Origin of the sequence: Bacteroides sp. ZJ-18 (genome assembly GCF_011038705.2) — a bacterium.
Lineage (GTDB): Bacteria > Bacteroidota > Bacteroidia > Bacteroidales > Bacteroidaceae > Bacteroides > Bacteroides hominis.
On the sequence record NZ_CP072198.1, the window covers coordinates 4,399,677 to 4,417,787 of the forward strand.

At 46.7% G+C, this 18,111-nt stretch carries 10 protein-coding genes; 8 read left to right on the forward strand and 2 right to left on the reverse strand.

Annotated features, from left to right (window positions below; translation table 11 throughout):
- Window positions 1-406: 406 nt before the first annotated feature.
- From G7Y45_RS17790 to G7Y45_RS17825, 8 genes are all read left to right on the forward strand, one after another.
- A complete protein-coding gene (locus tag G7Y45_RS17790) occupies window positions 407-3,562 on the forward strand; it encodes a TonB-dependent receptor (protein WP_165015534.1) in 3,156 nt (1,051 codons plus the stop codon).
- A gap of 13 nt (window positions 3,563-3,575) precedes the next feature.
- The gene (locus G7Y45_RS17795; RefSeq protein WP_005821310.1) at window positions 3,576-5,264 is read left to right on the forward strand and encodes a RagB/SusD family nutrient uptake outer membrane protein; all 1,689 of its coding nucleotides are present in this window, start codon (window positions 3,576-3,578) and stop codon (window positions 5,262-5,264) included.
- 79 nt (window positions 5,265-5,343) lie between these two features.
- Complete coding sequence (locus G7Y45_RS17800; RefSeq protein WP_005821311.1) at window positions 5,344-7,224, forward strand: alpha-L-fucosidase; 1,881 nt, start codon at window positions 5,344-5,346, stop codon at window positions 7,222-7,224.
- Between the two features lie 193 nt (window positions 7,225-7,417).
- Entirely contained in the window at window positions 7,418-8,629 is a 1,212-nt protein-coding gene (locus G7Y45_RS17805) for a 6-bladed beta-propeller (RefSeq protein ID WP_005780762.1), read from the forward strand.
- A gap of 150 nt (window positions 8,630-8,779) precedes the next feature.
- A complete protein-coding gene (locus G7Y45_RS17810) occupies window positions 8,780-9,652 on the forward strand; it encodes an electron transfer flavoprotein subunit beta/FixA family protein (protein ID WP_005780764.1) in 873 nt (290 codons plus the stop codon).
- Window positions 9,653-9,667: 15 nt separating this feature from the next.
- A complete protein-coding gene (locus G7Y45_RS17815; protein ID WP_005780766.1) occupies window positions 9,668-10,687 on the forward strand; it encodes an electron transfer flavoprotein subunit alpha/FixB family protein in 1,020 nt (339 codons plus the stop codon).
- Window positions 10,688-10,690: 3 nt separating this feature from the next.
- Entirely contained in the window at window positions 10,691-12,394 is a 1,704-nt protein-coding gene (locus G7Y45_RS17820) for an acyl-CoA dehydrogenase family protein (RefSeq protein ID WP_005780768.1), read from the forward strand.
- A 235-nt stretch (window positions 12,395-12,629) separates the two neighbouring features.
- Window positions 12,630-16,655: a glycoside hydrolase family 2 TIM barrel-domain containing protein gene (locus G7Y45_RS17825; RefSeq protein ID WP_165015531.1), complete on the forward strand. Its 4,026-nt coding sequence runs from the start codon at window positions 12,630-12,632 to the stop codon at window positions 16,653-16,655.
- Window positions 16,656-16,801: 146 nt separating this feature from the next.
- Here G7Y45_RS17825 and G7Y45_RS17830 read toward each other — a convergent pair whose 3' ends face one another.
- Entirely contained in the window at window positions 16,802-17,113 is a 312-nt protein-coding gene (locus tag G7Y45_RS17830) for a chaperone modulator CbpM (RefSeq protein WP_005780772.1), read from the reverse strand.
- 15 nt (window positions 17,114-17,128) lie between these two features.
- Window positions 17,129-18,070: a DnaJ C-terminal domain-containing protein gene (locus G7Y45_RS17835; protein ID WP_005807793.1), complete on the reverse strand. Its 942-nt coding sequence runs from the start codon at window positions 18,068-18,070 to the stop codon at window positions 17,129-17,131.
- Window positions 18,071-18,111 lie beyond the last annotated feature (41 nt).

The following is an 18,111-nucleotide window of genomic DNA, read 5'->3' on the forward strand; positions in this document are numbered from 1 at the left end:
TAATCACAAAAGTTTTTTTTCATTCTAACCCAATATTCCTTACCCTTTACGCTCCTTCCGGAAATAAATCAAGAGAAATAAACTTCGATATATGTCAGGGTAGACAGAGAGGATTGCAAAAAGTCTTCAGTTTGTCATAAAACACTAAATACCAAACAAGATAATCGGTCATTTAGTAGAACAACAGGCCATTTCAATCTTTTATTTCCCGTCTACAAAGCTATTCACAATAAAAGAAGAGCTGTGCGTAAATGTGCATACCCTGTGATAATAAACGCCTTGCAGTACGCCAAGTTCTGTTAGAACTAATCCTGTTTTAAAGAAAAAGGAAAGGCAGATGAATGGAGAAAGTGAAATGTAAAAGAACCGAACAAAACCTTTATTATTAATCTAAAACAAAATTGTTATGTTAAAAATCACTAGACAAGTTACTCTGCTCTTGCTCGCCGGTGCACTAAGCTTCCCAGCTTATTCGTATGCAACGCAAGCCACAGAAGCATTGGTTCCTGAAGTTACTCAAGAGAAAGTAACAGGAACGGTTGAAGATGCAATGGGCCCGGTTATTGGTGCCAGTGTCATGGTAAAAGGCACGACTAACGGCGTCATCACAAATTTAGAAGGTAAATTCTCGTTGGATGGCGTGAAAAAAGGAGATATTATTGTAATATCTTACATCGGATATGTCACACAGGAAATTCCTTATACCGGAAAGCCCATTCAAGTGAAGCTTGCTGAAGACAGCAAGGCATTGGAAGAGGTGGTAGTCGTTGGTTATGCCACCGTGAAAAAAGCCAACCTGACCGGAGCCGTATCAGCTGTGGACAGTAAGGTGCTGGAAGACCGCCCGATTGTCAATCTCGGACAAGGTTTGCAAGGTGCTATCCCCAACTTAAACGTAACCACCAGTGGTCGTCCGGGCGAAGGTTCAAGTTTCAATATCCGTGGTACCACTGCCATGAGTGGAAGTTCACCGCTGGTATTGGTCGACGGTGTGGAAATGGATCCGAACCTCATTAACCCGCAAGACGTGCAAAGTGTTTCCGTATTAAAGGATGCTGCATCCGCATCTATCTATGGTGCACGTGCAGCCTATGGTGTTGTGCTGATTACCACCAAAGGAGGCCGCAAAGACCAGCCGACACAAGTATCATTCGATGCTTCGGTTTCTTTCAACGGACCTACTACGCGCCCCACCTATATGAACTCCATGCAATATGCTACTTGGATGAACACCGCACAGCAAAACACAGTGGGACGAGACTATTTCGATGCAGAATGGATGCAGCACATTGAAGCTTACTATAAAGATCCGGCAAACAACTCTCCGGTATTTATCCACTCAGATCCGAGTATCAGTAAAAACGGCACCAAATACACGTATGCCGGCAATACCAACTGGATGAAAGAATTGTATAAGAAGAATTATCCTGTCCAGAAATACAATGTCAATATCAGTGGCGGCGGTAAGAAGGCTACCTATTATACTTCTTTAGGATATACCGACCAAGGATCTCTGATTCGTTTCGGTAACGAACAGTTCAAGAAGTTCAACGTGATGAACAACATCAACTATGACATAAACGAATGGTTGCACCTCTCCATGAAAACAAGCTTCAACCGCACCAAGCTGAGAGGATTGAATCAGGACAACGTGCATGGCGATAATTTTATGGGAGGTGATACGCGTCCTATCATGCCGGTGAAACACCCGGATGGGAACTGGGCCGGACAAGGCGACTTTACCAACTTTCCTGCCATCCTTGAAGACGGTGGTAGCCGGCAAACCAACAAGAATGACCTTTGGAACACGATCACGATGAAGCTGACTCCTATTAAAGGTATGAGCATCAACATGGACTATACGTTCAATTACTATAGTGAGAATAATAAAGTACACATGAAGTCATTCGACGAATATGGAGCCAACGGACAATTCCTGCAAACTTTTGCATGGACCAATCCGAACTCTGTATCCCAGTCACAAGCCAACGATACCTACAATGCTTTCAACTTTTTCGGCGATTATGAAAAGACATTGGGCAAACATTACCTGAAGGGAATGATCGGTTACAATCAGGAAAGCAAGCACACCACCGGATTCAATGCCGGACGCGAACAACTGATCTCAAATGACCTGGGCTCATTGAGCTATGCCACAGGCGACCGTTGGGTAGGCAGCTATGACAACTCCTGGGCTACCCGAAGCGGCTTCTTCCGCATCAACTACGGATATGACGATCGTTATTTACTTGAAGTAAACGGTCGTTACGACCTCTCTTCCAAATTCCCCAAACACGACCGTGCCGTGTTCAATCCTTCTTTCTCGGCAGCCTGGAGGCTATCCAATGAAAGCTGGTTCAAGAACTGGACAAACAGTTTCTTTGATGAATTGAAAATCAGAGGTTCTTATGGTAGTTTAGGCAATCAGGCACTCGACAATGGATGGTATGCTTATCTCTCTAATTACAGTACCGGACAGACCAGTTGGATCATGGGCAGCAACCAGCCGCAATATGTGGTTCCCGGCGGGCTCGTCAGCTCGTCCATCACGTGGGAAACCGTTACACAATGGGATTTGGGACTTGATTTTAACCTCCTGAACAGCCGGTTGAAAGGAGCTTTCGACTATTATCAAAGACGTACATCGGATATTCTTGCCGCAGGTAAAATCCTGCCGGGTATCCTGGGTGCCAACGAACCTCAGGAAAATGCAGCCGAATCATTGACGAAAGGTTGGGAATTTGAGATCAGCTGGAACGACCAGTTGGCAAGCGGGTTCCACTACACAGTCGGATTCAATCTGTCCGACTATCAATCGGAGGTTACCAAGTTCGATAATAAGTCAAAAGAACTGGGCAACTGGTATGTGGGACAGAAACAAGGAGAAATCTGGGGTTATGAAACCTATGGCTTATTCCAGTCCGAACAAGAGATAGCCGGAGCTGCCAATCAGGATAAAGTATCGGGAGGTATCAAACTGATGCCGGGTGACATCCGTTTTGTAGACCGCAACAACGATGGCGTTATTGACTGGGGTGACAACACTGTTGATAATCCGGGCGATATGAAAATTATCGGTAACAGCACTCCGCGTTATCATTACGGTATCAATCTGGGAGCCGATTGGAAAGGCTTCGACTTGGGTATCTTCTTCCAGGGTGTGGGCAAACGTGACCTCTATCTGCCGGGCACTTCATTCCGCAGCCATTACGGAAGCGAATGGCAGGTACCTTCAGCCTACAACAACGATTACTGGACTGAAGAGAACACCGGAGCCTACTTCCCACGCGCTCGCTTCAATGGTGGTTCGGCCATCAATCAGGCTCAGACACGCTATCTGGTTGACGCTTCTTACTGTCGTCTGAAATCGCTCAGCATTGGTTATACATTACCTAAAGTATTGACCAAGAAAGCTTCGATCGAAAAGATACGTATCTACTTTACCGGTGAAAACCTTTTCACTATTTCAGACACTCCCGACGGACTCGATCCGGAATTGGATAACCCATACAAATATCCGATGCAAAGATCATTATCTGTTGGTTTAAATCTCACATTCTAATACAAAGCATCTTATGAAAATCAAATATTTATTCTATATCGGAGTGGCAACACTCGCCCTATCGAGTTGTAACGACGGTTTCCTGGAAAGAGCCCCGGAAGCAATCAATGACAAAACCTTCTGGAATACCACAGGAGATTTGGAAACATATGCCAATCAATTCTATAGTTACCTCCCCGGAGGTGTAACCTCAATAGCAGACGGTGAGAGCGATAATCAAGTACCTAACAGCATCCCCCAGTTCTTCTGGAATCAGTTGAGCACCCCCGCAGAGGCAGCAAGCTGGTGTAACTGGAGCAAAGGCGGATGGCAGCCGATCCGGCTGGTAAACTACTTCCTGACCCACTATCAGACGGTAAGCGGCAAGGAGTCGGAAATCAACCAATATGTAGCAGAAGTCCGCTTCTTCAAAGCGATGCAATATGCCGGATTGATGAGAACGTTCGGCGATATCCCCTGGCTGGATAAAGACCTGGGCACGGGTGATACGGATATTCTTTACGGACCGAAACTGAAACGGTATGAAGTGATGGATAAAATCATTGAAGAATTTGATTTTGCCATCCAATGGTTACCCGAGAAACCGGCTACCGGACGCATCGGAAAAGATGTAGCACGCCAGTTGAAAGCCAGGACTTGTCTGCACGAAGGTACATATTATAAATATCACACCGAATTGGGATGGGCAGACAAAGCAGACCGTCTGCTGAAAATGGCAGCCGACGAAACAGATGCAATCATGGCAACCGGCAAATACGAGATCTATAACACCGGACATCCGGAAAAAGACTATTACGACGTATTTGTAATGGAAGACAAAACAAACCTGAAAGAGGCTATCTTACCGGTGATCTATCTGGATGGCAAAAGAAAACACGGTATGAGCCGTACGTTGTCCGAAGCCAATACCGGCTTTTCAAAAGACTTTGTAGAAAGTTATCTGTGTCTCAACGGTAAACCCATTACAGGAAACGACCAATATAAAGGGGATGACAATATGAAAAATGAAACTACCGACCGCGACCCACGCCTGAAGCAGACCATCCTGACCTGGGACTTCCCTACACGGGTGACTGTGGCCACCAACGACAGTACGTATGTTGAAAAGGAAGAAGATTTCATTTCGCAATACTGCCTGACCGGATATAAGTCCATCAAATACCTTATTCCGACAGATAAAGCCTTTGAGGCAAACAACAATACTTATGACGGCATCGCCTATCGTTATGCAGAAACCTTGTTGATCAACGCAGAGGCTAAAGCCGAACTGGGTACGATTACACAAGCGGACTTGAACAAGACCATCAATGTATTGCGCGACCGTGCAGGTATGCCTCACCTGACTATGGAAGTAGGTTTCACCGATCCGAACTGGCCCGCCTGGGGATACAGCCTTAGCCCGCTATTACAGGAAATCCGCCGCGAACGCCGCATTGAGTTGGCTGGTGAAGGATTCCGCTGGGACGACCTGGCCCGTTGGAAAGCCGGAAAAATATGTGATAATGTGAAGACATACGTCGGAAAACGTGAACCTTATAAGGAAGGCAAGTACGCAGTCGTATATCCTGCCTATACCAATGCCGACTACTCTTATGAAGCAGGCAAAAGCCGCACCTGGAATGACAGGCTTTACCTGAGGCCGATACCGACCGGGGAACTTCAGAGAAACGAGAACCTTCTCCCGCAAAATCCGGGATGGTAATAATTGCTTTTTAGTTAATCCCCGGAACGAGTTTCCGGGGATTTTTTTATCTTTGCATCATTAACCCTTTTAACATATCATGAAAATAAACAAACTACTGTATGCCGGAGCTGCCCTGACCCTACTTGGCGCTTGTGCTCCTGCTGTGAAAGCTCCCGAAGCTATCTTACCTGTTCCCGAAGAAAAACAAGTGGAATGGCAGAAAATGGAAACATATGCTTTCGTTCACTTCGGTCTGAACACTTTCAACGACCGTGAATGGGGATACGGAGATTCGGACCCGAAAACGTTCAACCCATCCAAGCTGGACTGCGAACAATGGGTGAAAACCTTTGTAGAATCGGGTATGAAAGGAGTAATCCTTACCGCCAAACACCATGATGGCTTTTGCTTGTGGCCTACCGAACTGACAGAATATTGTATCCGTAACACTCCTTACAAGGACGGTAAAGGAGATATTGTAGGTGAACTGGCAGCCGCCTGTAAGAAATACGGCATTAAATTCGCTGTTTATCTCTCTCCCTGGGACAGACACCAGGCTAACTACGGTACACCGGAATATGTAGATTATTTCCATAAACAACTGACTGAGCTGATGACCAATTATGGCGAAGTATTCGAGGTTTGGTTTGACGGTGCCAACGGCGGTGACGGATGGTATGGCGGAGCCAAAGACAGCCGTACCATCGACCGCAAGACTTACTACAACTATCCACGTATCTATGAAATACTGGATAAACTCCAACCACAGGCCATTGTTTTCTCCGACGGAGGTCCCGGTTGCCGTTGGGTAGGTAACGAGAACGGATTTGCCGGAGCTACCAACTGGTCGTTCCTGCGTGCGGGCGAAGTGTATCCGGGCTATCCGAAATATCGCGAACTGCAATACGGACACGCTGACGGTAACCAATGGGTACCGGCAGAATGTGATGTCTCTATCCGTCCGGGGTGGTTCTATCATCCGGAAGAAGACAACCGAGTAAAAACCGTAGACCAATTAACAGACCTTTATTACCGGAGTGTGGGACACAACGCGACCCTCTTGCTTAACTTCCCGGTTGACCGCGACGGGCTGATCCATCCGATCGACTCGGCCAACGCAGTAAACTTCCACAAGAATGTACAGAAACAATTGGCACACAACCTGCTCGCAGGTATCCAACCGAAAGTATCGGATGAACGTGGAGGAAAATTCTCAGCCAAAGCCGCAACAGATGAAAGTTGGGATACTTACTGGGCTACCAACGACGAGGTGACTGCCGCAGAGATTGAGTTCGACTTCCCCAAAACGGAGAAGGTCAACCGTATGATGATCCAGGAATATATTCCGTTGGGACAACGTGTCAAATCATTCGTAGTGGAATATGACAAAGATGGAAAATGGCTGCCGGTGAAACTGAATGAAGAGACTACGACCGTGGGCTACAAACGCTTGTTGCGCTTTGAAACCATTTCGACCGACAAACTCCGCATACGCTTCACGGATGCACGCGCCTGCCTCTGCATCAACAACATAGAGGCTTATTATGCAGGTGAGACACCCGACACATTCACCGTAGAGGCCAAAGAATTAAAAAGTTATCCGTTTACACTCGTAGGAGTATCCGAAGAGGAGACTAAGAAATGTATGGATAAAGACAAGAGCACCACTGCTTTTGTTGAAGGGGACGCATTGGTGATCGATCTGGGAGAAGAACGCACAATTACCTCTTTCCATTATCTGCCGGATCAAAGCGAATATAACAAAGGATTAATCTCCTCTTATGAACTATCTGTAGGTACTGAAGCAAATGCGGTAAACCAGATAGTAGCTAAAGGGGAATTTTCAAACATCAAAAACAATCCGATTCTACAGTCTGTCTACTTCACTCCGGTGAAAGCACGATACCTTTCTCTGAAACCTACCAAAATGGTAACAGAAGGAGAAACTATGGGATTTGCAGAAATAGGAATCCAATAACAACAGTACTCCGGAGGTATGCCAAAAGTAATTATAAATCTGAGGCATACCTCCAATATTCAACCCTTTCTCTCTTTTTTATATATTCCTTATAAGAAGGATAATGCTAAAGGATAACATAGTTTAACTATCAGGTTTTATCTAAGTTACGAATATTACGTAGTTTTATGCCATTTACTAAAAAGCATAGACTATGAGAACGAACACAACCCTTTTCAGCTTACTCCTTTCCTCCGGTTTACTCTTCTTGGGATGTACCAATAAACCCTCTTCGTCACAAGAACCAATTTCCGAAACAACATTTCCCGTCACTCTCCCTTTTGAAACCGGAATCGGGACGGAACAAACAGTTACCTTGAGCCAGATAGCCCGGGAAGTGAAAATCATCCCTTTGGAAACCACCGACCAATGTTTACTGCCGGCCATCATAAAAAACAGCATTACACTCTGCGGACATAACTTATACATCCCTACGCAAAAACAGGTCTTTCAGTTCACGGACGAAGGTAAATTTGTCCGGACAGTTGCCCGGATGGGACAAGGCCCCGGAGAATATACCGGTATTCGTTTTATATCAACAGACGATGTTTCCAAACAAGTATTCCTGATGGACCATGGAAAACTACTGGCATATTCCGGCAACGGAGAGTTCATGAATGAATGTAAGTTTCCATTTGCCTGGCAATTTTCGGCACTGAACGACAGCACTTTCGCTTCCTACATTTACAACAATACGGGAAACAAGCTTTTCAGATTATTAATAATCAACTCTAAAGGCGATACACTGACTTCATTTCCCCAATATGACCGTTTCACCATTCCCAGCGGGCTAAACTTCTATTTATGGGGAAAATGCGACAAATATTTATACCGGTTCCAGAATCAGGTTTGCATGAAAGAATACTATAATGACACAGTATTTACCGTCCGTCCGGATACACTCCTGCCCCGCTATATCCTACAACTTGGAAAATATAAATTGCCCAAAGAGAAACGCTTCGAAGTTCTCGACGGCAACTGGAACGTTTATGAAACAACGGCTTCCAACTATCTCCGTCCGGATATATTGGAAACGCCCGGATACCTGTTCATCCCTTATACTTCATGGAACGTAACGGACAAGTCGGAATCTCCCCGCCTGGCTATATACGACAAACAGAAAGGACAGCTATTCGGTGTAAAAAACGGAATGATACAGAACGATATGTATGGCAAAGTCCCTTTCTACCCGGCAATGCGTGTGGCAGATGATGTTTTATTGTATTATTGGGAAGCAAGTGACATACTGGAGTTGGCAGAAGAAGATCCGGAGCTGAAAAACATCCCCGAATTAAAAGATCTGAAAGCCGACGATAACCCGGTAATCATGATAGTAAGAACCAAACAAGTTGCTCAGAATCTTTAAACTTGTGCATTTTTCAGACGGATTTCTTGTCAGAACCAAGCGTTTGCTTAAATTTGCAGGCTGATAGTTAACCGGATAGTGAATAGCAAGAACCTTACTACTGACTACTGGCTGCTAACTTGTAGAAATACTAATACTAAAATTAATAACATGAGTTTGAAAATTGTTGTATTGGCAAAACAAGTTCCCGACACACGCAACGTTGGGAAAGATGCCATGAAAGCCGACGGAACCATTAACCGTGCGGCACTCCCTGCCATCTTCAACCCCGAAGACCTGAACGCTCTTGAACAGGCTCTCCGACTGAAAGATGCCCACCCAGGCTCTACCGTTACCATCCTGACCATGGGACCGGGACGTGCAGCCGACATTATTCGTGAAGGACTTTTCCGTGGTGCCGACAATGGTTATCTGCTGACAGACCGTGCTTTTGCCGGTGCTGATACACTGGCTACTTCGTACGCTCTGGCAACAGCCATCAAAAAGATCGGTGGATATGACATCATCATCGGCGGTCGTCAGGCCATCGACGGAGATACAGCACAGGTAGGACCGCAGGTTGCAGAAAAGTTAGGACTGACTCAGATTACGTATGCGGAAGAAATCCTGAAAGTAGGTGACGGAAGCATTACCGTGAAGCGTCACATTGACGGTGGTGTGGAAACCGTAGAAGGCCCGCTGCCCATCGTTATCACTGTCAACGGAAGTGCAGCTCCCTGCCGCCCGCGCAATGCAAAGCTGGTTCAGAAGTACAAACATGCCAAAACCGTTACCGAGAAGCAACAGGGCAACCTGGACTATACCGACCTTTACGACACCCGCGACTACCTGAACCTGGTGGAATGGAGTGTAGCAGACGTAAACGGTGATCTGAAACAATGCGGCCTCAGCGGTTCGCCGACAAAGGTAAAAGCTATCCAGAACATCGTGTTCCAGGCGAAAGAGAGTAAAACCATCAGCGGCAGCGACCGTGAAGTGGAAGAACTGATTGTTGAACTGTTGGAGAACCACACTATAGGGTAAGAGGAGAGAAAAGATATGAATAACTTATTTGTATATTGCGAAATAGAAGACGGCATCGTCGCAGACGTAAGCCTCGAACTTCTGACAAAAGGACGCTCGTTGGCCAATCAGTTAAACTGCCAGCTTGAAGCAGTCGTTGCCGGAACCGGTCTCAAAGATATTGAAAAACAGATTCTCCCGTACGGAGTAGACAAACTCCATGTATTCGATGGTGAAGGACTCTATCCTTATACTTCACTTCCCCACACTTCAATCCTCGTGAATCTGTTCAAAGAAGAACAGCCGCAAATCTGCCTGATGGGTGCAACCGTGATCGGTCGTGACCTCGGCCCGCGTGTATCGTCAGCTCTGACCAGCGGATTGACAGCGGACTGTACCTCACTGGAAATCGGTGACCACGAAGATAAGAAAGAAGGTAAGGTTTACAAAAACCTGCTTTACCAGATTCGTCCGGCATTCGGAGGTAACATCGTTGCTACCATCGTCAATCCCGAACACCGCCCCCAAATGGCAACCGTTCGCGAAGGTGTGATGAAAAAAGCCATTCTGTCAGCCGACTACAAAGGTGAAATCATTAAGCATGATGTGAAGAAATACGTAGCCGACACCGATTACGTAGTAAAAGTCATCGAACGCCACGTAGAAAAAGCCAAGAACAACCTGAAAGGTTCTCCGATCATCATTGCCGGCGGTTACGGTGTAGGTTCGAAAGAAAACTTCAACTTGCTGTTCGATCTCGCAAAGGTGTTAAACGCAGAAGTAGGCGCCAGCCGTGCCGCTGTAGATGCAGGCTTCGTTGACCACGACCGTCAGATCGGCCAGACCGGTGTTACAGTACGTCCGAAACTCTATATTGCCTGCGGTATCTCCGGACAAATTCAGCACATTGCCGGTATGCAGGAAAGCGGTATCATCATCTCCATCAACAACGATCCGTCAGCTCCGATCAATACGATTGCAGACTATGTGATCAACGGAACAATCGAAGAAGTTGTACCGAAGATGATTAAGTATTATAAACAAAACAGTAAGTAAGAAATGGCTAACTTTTATTTAGATACTCCGGAACTCAAGCATCACTTGAACCATCCGTTGATGAAGAGAATTGTTGAGCTGAAAGAGCGCAACTATGCTGATAAAGATAAATTCGACTATGCTCCGGTAGACTTCGAAGATGCAATGGACAGCTACGATAAAGTACTGGAAATTGTAGGGGAAATCTGTGGTGACATCATCGCTCCCAATGCAGAAGGCGTCGATCACGAAGGTCCGGTTTGTGCCGACAACCGCGTAACTTATGCCAGCGGAACTGCCCAGAACCTGGATGCCTGCCGTAAAGCCGGGCTGATGGGTATGGCTATGCCCCGCCGCTTTGGAGGTCTGAACTTCCCAATCACTCCATACATCATGGCTGCCGATATCGTGAGCCGCAGTGATGCAGGTTTCGAGAACCTCTGGGGACTACAGGACTGTGCCGAAACCATCTACGAGTTTGCCAACGAAGAACAGAAGCAGCGCTACATCACCCGTGTATGCCAAGGTGAGACCATGTCAATGGACCTGACCGAACCGGATGCAGGTTCCGACCTACAATCTGTCATGCTGAAAGCCACTTACAGTGAAAAAGACCAATGCTGGTATCTGAACGGCGTGAAACGCTTTATCACAAACGGTGATGCCGATATTCATCTCGTATTGGCACGTTCGGAAGAAGGAACACACGACGGACGCGGTCTGTCTATGTTCATCTACGACAAGCGCAATGGCGGAGTTAACGTACGCCGCATCGAGAACAAAATGGGTATCAAAGGCTCCCCTACTTGCGAGCTGGTATATAAAAATGCCAAAGCCGAACTTTGCGGTGACCGTAAACTGGGTCTTATCAAATACGTAATGGCGTTGATGAACGGTGCCCGCCTGGGTATTGCCGCACAATCGGTAGGTTTGTCACAGGCAGCTTACAATGAAGCCCTGGCTTATGCCAAAGACCGTAAACAGTTTGGCAAAGCAATCATCGAATTCCCTGCCGTAGCCGAGATACTTTCTTTGATGAAAGCTAAACTGGATGCTTCCCGTTCACTGCTGTACGAGACAGCTCGTTTTGTAGACATTTACAAAGCACTGGACGACATTGCCAAGGAGCGCAAACTGACTCCGGAAGAACGTGCCGAACAGAAAACATTCGCCAAACTGGCTGACGCCTTTACTCCGCTGGGCAAGGGCATGGGCAGTGAATTTGCCAACCAGAACGCTTACGATTGCATTCAGATTCACGGTGGTTCGGGCTTTATGAAAGATTACGCCTGCGAACGCATCTATCGTGACTCACGCATCACTTCCATCTACGAAGGTACCACCCAGTTGCAGGTTGTGGCTGCTATCCGTTACGTAACGACCGGTGCTTATCTGGCACGTATCCAAGAATACGAGAACATGCCTGTAGCTCCAGAACTGGAAGGTTTGCAGAACCGCCTGAAAAGCATGGCAAGCAAATATGCAGCCTGCGTGACTCAAATCACAGAAGCAAAAGACCAGGAACTGCTCGACTTCTGCGCACGCCGTCTGGTAGAAATGGCTGCCCACATCATCATGGGTCACCTGATGGTTCAAGATGCTTCGAAGAGCGATCTGTTCTCCGAATCGGCTCAGGTATACGTACGTTATGCTGAGGCTGAAGTAGAAAAACATATCAACTTTATTCGCAAATTCGATAAAGACGATCTGGCTTACTACAGAAAGTAAAGAGTTTACTTCAAGACTAAAAAAAGGGATTCGGACAACCGGATCCCTTTTCTTTTTCTACTGCCGGAGAGAGGCGAGTTATTTTTATCTCCCGAAAATACCCAATTAATGTCAAATGATTTGGCTATGTGACTGGTTTTTACGAATATTGCAACAAAATTAGAGAGATACCGGATTACGGATCAATATAACACGAAAAAACTTCAGTAAATAATCTATTAAAAGAAAAACAATTATGCGGAAAATCACGTTAGGTCTGATACTATGCAGCATGGTTACGCTTTGCTTTGCCGGTCAAAGACCTTTAGAGGGATTTAAGTATGCCTCGGAAAAAGCCCCGGTGGGCAACGAATGGGAATCACCGGAAAACTTAGCACTCAACAAAGAACAACCGCGCGCCTGGTTCTTTTCCTTCCAGGATGTGGAAAGCGCACGAAAGGTGTTGCCTGAGAACAGTAAATACTGGTTGTCACTGAATGGTGACTGGAAATTCAATTGGGCACCCGATCCGGACTCCCGCCCTAAAGATTTTTATCAAACAACCTTCGATGTTTCAGGATGGGACAATATCCCGGTTCCTTCAAGCTGGAATATTTATGGCATCCAGAAGGACGGAAGCCTGAAATACGGAGTACCCATCTATGTGAACCAACCTGTAATTTTCATGCACAAAGTGAAAGTAGACGACTGGCGCGGAGGTGTGATGCGTACCCCCCCGACCAATTGGACTACTTATAAAGACCGTAACGAAGTGGGTTCGTTCCGTCGCGACTTCGACATCCCGCAGGACTGGGACGGTCGTGAAGTATTTATCAGCTTCGACGGCGTGGACTCTTTCTTCTACCTCTGGATCAATGGACAGTATGTAGGTTTCTCCAAGAACTCACGCAACACAGCCAACTTCAACATCACTCCTTACCTGCAAAAAGGAAAGAACACCGTTGCTGCCGAAGTATACCGCAGTTCGGACGGCTCATTCCTTGAAGCACAGGATATGTTCCGTCTGCCGGGTATCTTCCGTACCGTAGCCCTCTATTCTACTCCGAAAGTACAGGTACGCGACCTTGTTGTAATCCCCGACCTGGACGAGACATACACCAATGGTTCATTGGCTATCAGCGCTGACATCCGTAACTATGGCAAGAAAGCTGCCAAAGGATACCAGATGGCTTATACACTTTATGCAAACAAACTGTATTCGGACGAAAATACCCCCGTTGCCAATGCGGTTGCCAATGCTACTGTGGACCTGGTGAACCCGAACGAAACCGCAGAGGCTGAAAAAGCGATATTGAACGTGCAGTCACCCAACAAGTGGTCGGCTGAGTTCCCTTACCTCTATACACTCGTTGCTGAATTGAAAGATAAGAAAGGCAAAACAATAGAAACCGTTTCAACTACTGTAGGTTTCCGTAAAGTGGAAATCAAAGACACACCTGCTTCTGCAGACGAATTCGGACTGGCAGGCCGTTACTATTATGTAAATGGCAAGACCGTGAAACTGAAAGGTGTCAACCGCCACGAATCAAATCCTGCCGTAGGTCATGCCATCACTCGCGAAATGATGGAGAAAGAGGTAATGCTGATGAAACGTGCCAACATCAATCACGTACGTAACTCTCACTATCCGGACGATCCGTACTGGTACCATCTGTGCAACAAATACGGACTCTATCTGGAAGATGAAGCCAACATCGAGTCTCACGAGTACTATTATGGAGCCGCTTCACTGTCTCATCCGGTGGAATGGAAAAACGCCCACGTAGCCCGTGTGATGGAAATGGTTCATGCCAACGTAAACAATCCTTCGATTGTCATCTGGTCATTGGGTAACGAAGCCGGACCGGGAAAGAACTTCGTAGCAGCCTATGATGCACTGAAAGCATTCGACTTGTCACGCCCTGTTCAGTACGAACGTAACAACGACATCGTCGACATGGGTTCCAACCAGTATCCTTCCATCGGCTGGATGCGTGGTGCCGTGAAAGGTAATTATGATATCAAATATCCGTTCCATGTTTCGGAATATGCTCACTCTATGGGTAACGCCTGCGGTAACCTGGTGGACTATTGGGAAGCTATCGAGTCGACTAACTTCTTCTGTGGTGGAGCTATCTGGGACTGGGTAGACCAATCGATGTACAATTACGATAAGAAAACCGGAGAGCGCTATCTGGCTTACGGTGGTGACTTCGGTGATACTCCGAATGACGGACAGTTCGTTATGAACGGTATCGTATTCGGTGACCTGGAACCGAAACCACAATATTATGAAGTGAAGAAAGTGTACCAACACATCGGCGTACAACCAATCGATGTAGAAAAAGGACAGTTCGAAGTATTCAACAAGTATTACTTCAAAAACCTTTCGGACTATGAAGTTAAATGGTCACTTTACGAAAACGGTAAGGAAGCACAATCGGGCATATTGTCTATGGGTGAAGTGGCTCCGCGTACCCGTACGCAGATCACGGTTCCTTATCAGTTCAGTAAACTGAAAGCCGATTCGGAATATTTCGTGAAGATTCAGTTCCTGCTGAAAGACAACATGCCTTGGGCTGACAAGAACTTTGCGCAGGCAGAAGAACAGATACTCGTTAAAGAAGCTACTGCACGTCCTGCCATCAACACTGTAGCATCCGGAAGCGACAAACCGGAAATAATTATGATTAAAGCGAGCGATATCATTACCATTAAAGGCAATGGCTACACAGCTCAATTCGATATCAAAACAGGTACTATCTACAGCCTGACATACGGAAACGAAAAAGTAATTACTGACGGTAACGGTCCGAAACTGGATGCGCTCCGCGCGTTCACGAACAATGATAACTGGTTCTACTCTCAGTGGTTCGACAACGGACTGCACAACCTGAAGCACTCAGCTACCGGCTTCGATATGACTACCAAAGAAGACGGCACAGTCGTATTGTCATTCACTGTAAAATCCCAAGCTCCAAACGCAGCTAAGATTTTGGGTGGAACGAGCTCTGGCAAGAACAAAATTGAAGAACTGACGGACAAGAAGTTCGGCAGCAATGACTTCAAGTTCACCACCAATCAGGTATGGACTGTCTATAAAGACGGCTCCATCGAACTGGAAGCAAGTATCACATCCAATCAGCCGAGCCTCGTATTGCCTCGTCTGGGATATATGATACGCGTGCCTCAGCAATATGATAACTTCACTTACTACGGACGCGGACCTATTGACAACTATGCCGACCGCAAGGTAGGACAGTTCATCGAGCAACATAAGAACACGGTTGCCGGAGAATTCGTCAACTTCCCCAAACCACAGGATATGGGTAACCACGAAGATGTGCGCTGGTGTGCATTGACCAACAACGCAGGCAACGGTGCTGTGTTTGTAGCTACCGACCGCTTGTCGGCTTCGGCTCTGCCCTACTCCGCACTCGACCTGATCCTGGCTTCACATCCGTATCAGTTGCCGAAAGCCGGTGATACTTATCTTCATCTGGATGCAGCCGTAACCGGCCTGGGTGGCAACAGTTGCGGCCAAGGTGGTCCGCTGGAACAAGACCGTGTCTTCGCCAGCCATCACAACACAGGTTTCATCATCCGCCCTGCGGGTAAAGACCTGACTGCAACAGCCAATGTAGCCCCTGCCGGAGAGGTGCCGTTGTCCATTACCCGCAACCGTGCCGGTGCAGTATCTGTATCATCACAGAAAAAGGATGCGGTTATCCTCTACACAGTAGATAAGAGTAAACCCAAAACTTACACCGAACCGATCGCATTACGCAATGGCGGTACAGTGACTGCCTGGTTCAAAGATGCACCTTTCATCAAAGCAACCATGACATTCGACAAGATCGAAAGCATCCAGACGGAAGTGATCTATGCAAGTAGCGAAGAATCGGATGGAGGCGAAGCCAAGAACCTGACCGACGGTGACCCGAATACCATCTGGCACACCATGTTCTCTGTAACCGTGGCTAAACACCCGCACTGGGTAGACCTGGATGCCGGTGAAGTGAAAACAATTAAAGGTTTCACTTACCTTCCACGTCAGGACAGCAGCAACGGTAATGTGAAAGATTACACCATACACGTAAGCCAGGATGGCAAAGAATGGGGTGAACCAATCCTGAAAGGTAATTTCGCAAGAGACCTGAAAGAGAAGAAAGTAATGTTCGAGAAACCTGTAAAAGCCCGTTACATCCGCTTCACCGCTCTGAGTGAACAACGCGGACAAGACTACGCTTCGGGTGCCGAACTGACGATTCTGGCTGAATAAGAGTACGGCCAAGCATAAAAAAACAGAGCCTTTATCGGGGCGGAACAGACACTCTGTCCACCCTTGATAAAGGCTCTGTTTATATCATATAGAGGCTCTGATAGAAACCGGAAAAGCCTCTTTATCCAACACATGAAATAAACCTTTTACCAGTCCTCCATTACACCTTCCCTCTTAAAGACGATAAGCTGATTCCGGAGAGTACTGATTTCACGTCTCATCAGTTCCATCCTTTCCAGCAAATGATGAATGGCATCGATACCCTCCATATTGATGGACAGGTCGTAATACATACGGCTGTATCGTTCCACATCGGGAAGTTGCGACGCAAGCAGATAGTGCTCGCCGCCCTCGGTGCGTACCTCAATCAAGCCACCCTCTTCTAACAGGTCGATAAATGAAGGCTCAATATGACATTTGTGACAGTATTCACTGACTATTATTAATTCGGTCTGCATAGCGCTCTTTCATTATTAGTTCATACTCTGTTGTAACTCTCTGAACAGTTCTTTCTGCCTATCTGTCAGACTCGTAGGTATCTTGACTGAATAAGTGACAATCAAATCGCCAAACTGTCCTTCTTTCTTATATATGGGGAAACCTTTACCCTTCAGGCGTACTTTCGTACCATTCTGGGTTTCGGGCTTTATCTTCAGTTTCACTTTACCTTCCAGCGTATCAACCACCTTTTCACCACCCAGTACGGCAGTATAGAGATCGACTTCCACATCCACGTACAGATCATCTCCGAGACGCTTGAATACAGGATCTTCGGCTATCCGGAAAGTGATATACAGATCGCCTGCCGGACCACCGTTAATACCTTCACCACCGTATCCTTTCAGTTTAATCACCTGTCCGTCGGCTACACCGGCCGGTATTGTGATACGAACCTGCTTTCCATTCACATTCAACACCTGCTTATGGGTCTGTGCCGCATCGCGAAGAGACAGGTGTAGTTCCGCATTAAAATCTTGTCCGCGGAAACCTGAGCCGCCTCGTCCGCCTCCGCCCCTATGCCCGAACATAGACTCGAAGAAATCCGAGAATCCTCCGGCATCACCACCCGAGAATCCTTCTCCATCGGACGAGTACCAATAGGAACCACCGTCTCCGCCAAAACCGGAGAAGCCGCCTCCACCCGCACCGGCATGCTGGCGGGCCTTCTTTTGCGCTTCGAATTCGTCCGCATGTTTCCAATGTTCGCCGTATTCATCGTACTTTTTCCTTTTCTCCGGATCGCTCAATACTTCGTTGGCTTCATTAATCTCCTGAAACTTATCCTTGGCGCTTGGGTCATTCGGATTCAGGTCGGGATGATATTTACGGGCTAATTTGCGGAAAGCCTTCTTGACATCATCCTGAGAAGCATTCTTGTCAACTCCGAGAATCTTGTAATAATCTATATAAGCCATGTTTTTTATATATTTAAACCTCTATATTAAGTGTATACAAA